The sequence below is a fragment of the uncultured Campylobacter sp. genome (assembly GCF_963517995.1).
In the GTDB taxonomy this organism is placed as follows: Bacteria; Campylobacterota; Campylobacteria; order Campylobacterales; family Campylobacteraceae; genus Campylobacter_A.
Genome location: NZ_CAUQHQ010000175.1, coordinates 1 through 3,872, shown reverse-complemented (window position 1 = coordinate 3,872; position 3,872 = coordinate 1). Strand labels below are relative to the sequence as shown.

Here is a 3,872-nt window from a genome sequence, read left to right as displayed (position 1 = left end):
CTTTTGCCAGGCCTAGCATAAGGGCGTTTATCTGTTCTTGCGTCGCGCTATCTTCGTTTTTTCCTTTGCCTACGTTAATAATCTCTACGCCTAAATTTCGTAAAATTTCGCGCGTATCCTCGCCGACTAGTTTATCGCTTAGAGCTACGTCTAGCAGCTCAAACGCTTCAAGCGCGCCCAAGGTGAGATTTTGAAGACTGCCGCTGCCGCAGCTGATTAAAAACACTTTGCCTAAATTTTCGCGGCACTTCGGTTTTAAAATTTCGGCCTTTTGCGGGTTAGAATTTTCAATCGCCTCAAGCCTGGCCAGTTTTAGCTTCGGGATAAAATCCGCTAAATTCCTAGGCAAAATTTTAGCTATTTTATCCCTTACGAGCGCGGCTAGGCTAGGACTCGCGCCGTTAGTGCTAACGCCTACGCTAAGCTCGCCTAAATGCGCGTTTGCGGTAAAATAAAAATCGCTTAAAGCAGGCTTATCGACTACGTTTAGCAAATAGCCCGAGCTTTTACGCTCGCTAAATAAAGCCTGCCCTAAATTTTCATCTCCGCTAGCGTCTATTATCATTTCAAAACCGCTTAAATTTTCGCCCAAATTTTGCCGCGTTAGCTTGCGAATTTTTACATTTTTATCGGCAAAAAACGGCTCTAAAATTTTTTCGGCTAAAATTTCGAACTCCCAATTAGCCGCTTTTAGAGCTAAAAATTTTTGCCGCGCGACCTTTCCGGCTCCGATTAAAAGCGTGCGTTTAGGCGTAAGGGCTACTGGTAGGGTCATTAAATTTTATCTTTTAGCGTTTCGCCAAAAAGCACGTCCGCGCCGTAGTCGTAGTATGCTTTCGGGTTTTCCTCGAACGTCCCCACGCGCTGATACAGCCCGCAAAGCTCGGCCATAACGCTATCTCCGCCGTTATCGATCCAGTCATTGAAGTTTTTAAACTCGGATTTTACCTGCGTAAATTTTTTAAGCGTTTGATAGACGAATTCGGGCACGTGATAAGCGGCCACGCCGCCTACTTTTTTGCCGAATTTGCTTTTGCCTTCTTTTAGCTCGCCGCCGGCAAATACGCTGTAATAAGGAAGCGATCTGCCATCCTCGCGCCTAGTGCCGCCCATAAAGCCTAAATTCGCGTTTTGATGAGCGGTGCAGGAGTTTGGACAGCCCGACATTTTAATAACGATGTCTTTTAAAAGCGAAAAGTCTAAATCGCTGTTTCTAATATGATCGTGGATAGCCTCCACGGCGCCTTTTGGACGGCAAATTCCTAGCCGACAGGTCGATGCGCCCGTACACGGAGTCATGTTTGCAAACACGCGCGGATCGGCGCTCATAGGCGAAATCTCCGCGATAACGGGATAAAGCGCGATAAGATCGGTCTTTTTGAGATTTTTTAAGATGATGTGCTGGTCTCGGCTTATAAAAAGCGAATCTTTTAGGCCTAGTTTAATAAGTGCTTTTGATAGCTTTATCGCATCGTCTCCGCGCACGTTTCCCCACAAAAACGGCACTATGGCGTAGTAATAGCCCTTTTGTCTTTGCGCGGTTACGTAGTTTTGCGCCCAGGCTTTTTGCGCGGCGGAAAATCTAACGCGAGGTTCGCTTAATAGCGGCTTAACGCCCCTTGGTTCTTTGATATCTAGCCTCCATTTTTCGCTTGAAGCTCTAATTTTTGCGACCTCGTCCTCGATCATTTTAAAAATCGTCTCTTTTCCTAGCTTCTCGGCGGCATGGCGCAGGCGGGCGGAGTTTCTATGCTCGTAATCGCCGGTTTTAGCAAACACGAGCTTGATGGCTTGCGCGTATAAAAAGGCTTCGTTTGCGGGGATGAAGCTTTTAAATTTATCGCCTAGGCGCGGTTTTGAGCCCATTCCGCCCGCGACGTAGACTATAAAGCCTTTTTTGCCGCCTTTTTTGGTCGCTATAAAGCCCGCGTCCGTGATAGTCGCGTTTGCTCTGTCGGCCTTGGAGCCTGAAAAAGCGATTTTAAATTTCCTAGAAAGTCCGTAAGAATCGGCTCTGCCGATAAGCATGCTAGTAATGGCGTTTGCGTAAGGAAGGACGTTAAAAGCCTCGTCCTTGGCGACTCCCGCTAGCGCGTCGCAAACCACGCCTCTAACGCAATCCCCGCATGCGCCGCGCGTAGTCATATTTATCGCGGCGATCTCGTTTTCAAGCTCTATAAATTCGTCGTTTTTTACAAAATGAAGCTGAATGCTAGCTCTCGTAGATAGATGCAAAAATCCGTTGGCGTAGCGCTTGCAAAGTTCGCCGAGGCGTGCGAATTCTTTTGCACCCACGCCGCCGCCGTGCGTTTTTACCCGCGCCATGTAGCTGTCTTTTACGCGCTGTTCGTATATCCCAAACGCCACGCGAATTTTCTCAAAACCCTTAAAATCAAGCTCGCCGCTTTTATATTCTTGCCATTTTTGCCTAAAAAATTCCGCGTCTTTGACGCTTACTTCCGCGGGAATAACATAGGTGTCCATCGTTTGCCTTTTTATAAAATTTGGGCGAGATTTTACAATAAATTTACTAAAATAGATTAAATATTATTAAAATTTTTGGTTTTACGATAGAAATTTAACAATAAGGCAATTTAAAATTAAATAAGAGTTTTTTTGTAAGCCAATTGAAAGTCATTCGTCGGCATAGTAGGACTCGAGCCTATGGTTGCTTTTGTCGGCTTTATAATTGCGAGCTATCAAGCATTTCACATTTTTTGTACTTTGGCTTGCGAGACAATATAACAGCATGCGGGTTGCGGGCAAACTCTTTGTTGTCATGGATTTTTATTTTGTCTCCTTTTTAAGGGTTTAATTTTGGTTCTGTTTCCCTAAAAAGTAATTATATCCGCGTACTTTTGTATTTTGATTTTTCTTGAAATATTGTATCTTAGGTGCTTTTGTAGCTCTTTTAGCGTATAGTCCGTTATTTTTTGTTTACTTTACTTCTACTAGGTAAAAAAACGGCTAAATAGTAAAAAATGTATAGTAATCGAGGCTGATTCTTACTGCCAGTTGAGCGAAAGCTCGTTTAGAATGCCGTATTCCGGGGGTTTTGAATGCGTAAATTGTGTGTAATGGTGCCCGAGGTCGGATTAAAATTTAAGTATACGATTACCTAAAATACGCATTTATATTCTTAAGTTTTACTTTACTCCGTTTTAACTCCGTAAAAAATATTATTGTTTTTTTGTAAAATAGTGTATCAAACCGTAACAAAAACCGTTAAATTTAAAAGAATTCAATATCGCTAATCCATGATTTATTTATGGTATGCGTGATCTTTTTAATGATGGCTCGTTTCGTCTCGCCTTCAATTTGTAAAGTTAAGTATCCGCCGGCGAAAAACGGCACGCCCATACATCTCACATTGCCCTTAAATGAGCTATTTTGTTTATTTTGTAGATAACTTTGTGCGATTTTTAGCGCTTCCGCTTCGCTATCTGCTGAGAAAATCTGCCTTTTTAATACCGGCGCTCCGCTACCGGCTACGGTTACTTTATCCTGCCCCGCCTTTGTATCGCGCCATGTAACCTCGCATGAGGCGTAATTTGTTACTTCGGTTTGCTCGAAATTTAGCTCTAAATAATCATCCTCGCTAAGATCATACTCTACGCGATCGGTTACTTTATCCCTATCGATAAAAATCATCGTTTTGTTTTTGATACTAAATGTTAAGTCGAGATCGTTTGCTATCTTTTCACAAAACGCCGCATCGCTCATATCGTGCTGCTCCAGCTCGACAACTTCGTTTGAGCGCTCAAAGTTGATTTTTACGTTTAGCCCGTGCTCTTTGGCGATGTTTTCGATAATTTGCCTATAGCTTAGCTTAACGTGCGATCTGCTTTTGCGATCCTTTAGCGAGCTCATGA

General features: G+C 43.4%; 3 protein-coding genes. All 3 read right to left on the bottom strand.

All coding sequences use genetic code 11. The annotated features are described in order from the left end of the window. On the bottom strand, positions 1–775 hold a 775-nt coding region (locus RYL88_RS12020; RefSeq protein ID WP_314991594.1), incomplete at its 3' end, for an NAD(P)-dependent oxidoreductase. Next, positions 775–2,484, bottom strand: a complete 1,710-nt coding sequence (locus tag RYL88_RS12015) for a nitrite/sulfite reductase (RefSeq protein ID WP_314991592.1) — start codon at positions 2,482–2,484, stop codon at positions 775–777. The genes RYL88_RS12020 and RYL88_RS12015, both read right to left, overlap by 1 nt. A gap of 747 nt (positions 2,485–3,231) precedes the next feature. Continuing rightward, positions 3,232–3,872 (bottom strand): phage tail protein (locus tag RYL88_RS12010; RefSeq protein WP_314991590.1); only part of this gene is annotated, 641 nt, incomplete at its 5' end.